The sequence below is a fragment of the Bartonella sp. TT119HLJHH genome (assembly GCF_042193385.1).
Classification (GTDB): Bacteria; Pseudomonadota; Alphaproteobacteria; order Rhizobiales; family Rhizobiaceae; genus Bartonella.
Genome location: NZ_JBHILS010000114.1, coordinates 1 through 917, shown reverse-complemented (window position 1 = coordinate 917; position 917 = coordinate 1). Strand labels below are relative to the sequence as shown.

The 917-nt window shown below is 45.1% G+C and carries 2 protein-coding genes and 1 pseudogene; all 3 read right to left on the bottom strand.

Features of this window, described 5'->3' with window-relative positions; genetic code table 11:
* A pseudogene (locus ACFIJL_RS09640) lies at positions 1-170 on the bottom strand (baseplate assembly protein); the annotation flags it as partial.
* A complete protein-coding gene (locus ACFIJL_RS09635) occupies positions 163-543 on the bottom strand; it encodes a GPW/gp25 family protein (RefSeq protein WP_375613760.1) in 381 nt (126 codons plus the stop codon). The pseudogene ACFIJL_RS09640 and the gene ACFIJL_RS09635, both read right to left, overlap by 8 nt.
* Positions 544-546: 3 nt before the next feature.
* Positions 547-747, bottom strand: a complete 201-nt coding sequence (locus ACFIJL_RS09630; RefSeq protein WP_375624496.1) for a hypothetical protein — start codon at positions 745-747, stop codon at positions 547-549.
* Positions 748-917: the final 170 nt, after the last annotated feature.

Genomic DNA, 917 nt, shown 5'->3' with positions numbered 1-917 from the left:
ACATTATAAGGAATATGATGCGCTGCAAAAAGCTCAGTCAAACGCGTGATCTTTTGCTCTAAAATTGCTTCAACAGAAAGCTCTTCAATAATTTGTGGCAGAGGGAGTTGTGGAGGGGGAATTTGTGGCCAAGGAAATTGTAGAATGGATAAAGGTTCAAACTCAGTCATCACCAACCTCTAAATTGATGCTCATTGGCTCTTGGTGTGACCAATCTCCCAAATGCCCATTGGGATAAAAAACACCCGTTAAAACAAAATGGAACGTGCCTTCACGCGTTGCTTTTGTCAGATCAATCCTCTGCAACGAGAACCCAGGCTCTCCACACTCTGGATCATCGAGTGCTTCAACAATTGCTTGATAAAGCTGCATCATCGTCGCAGGATCAGCATTGGCGTCTTGGAATGCTCCAACATCACATCCATAATGACGACGCAAAACCCGTGTCCCAATCCTTGTCGTCAGACATTTACGAAGTGACTGTTGACAATGCGCAAAGCCATATAAAAGAGAGCCATCCTTTTCGCTCATCCCGCACCGCATGCTTTAAGCACCTTTGCTTGTCTTTGTGGTAGAAACAGTTGGGGGCGCAGAAACAACAGGGGCTGTTTTTTCAGCGATCTGACCAAGCAGCAACGGATATTTAGCCTCTTCCTCACTTAAACAAATTTCTTCACCTTTGCCCGGTGAACGCTTGCCTGCAACAAAATCGGCATTGGTTAAAATAACATAAGTGTTCTCACGCATGATAAAACTCCTTTAAAGGGGGGAAGAGGTTGTGGAGGGACCCATTTTGACCCCACCGTGTTTGTGGCTTGCGCCAACAGATTTTTGATTGTGCTGTAAATCTTCTGCTTGAATCCGCACACTGCCCGTTAATTCAACACGGGTTGATTGATGAGAAAGCACCAAACCTT

Coding starts and splice junctions, on each gene's coding strand:
- ACFIJL_RS09630 (WP_375624496.1), bottom strand. CDS start 747: ATGCGTGAGAACACTTATGTTATTTTAACCAATGCCGATTTTGTTGCA.
- ACFIJL_RS09635 (WP_375613760.1), bottom strand. CDS start 543: ATGCGGTGCGGGATGAGCGAAAAGGATGGCTCTCTTTTATATGGCTTT.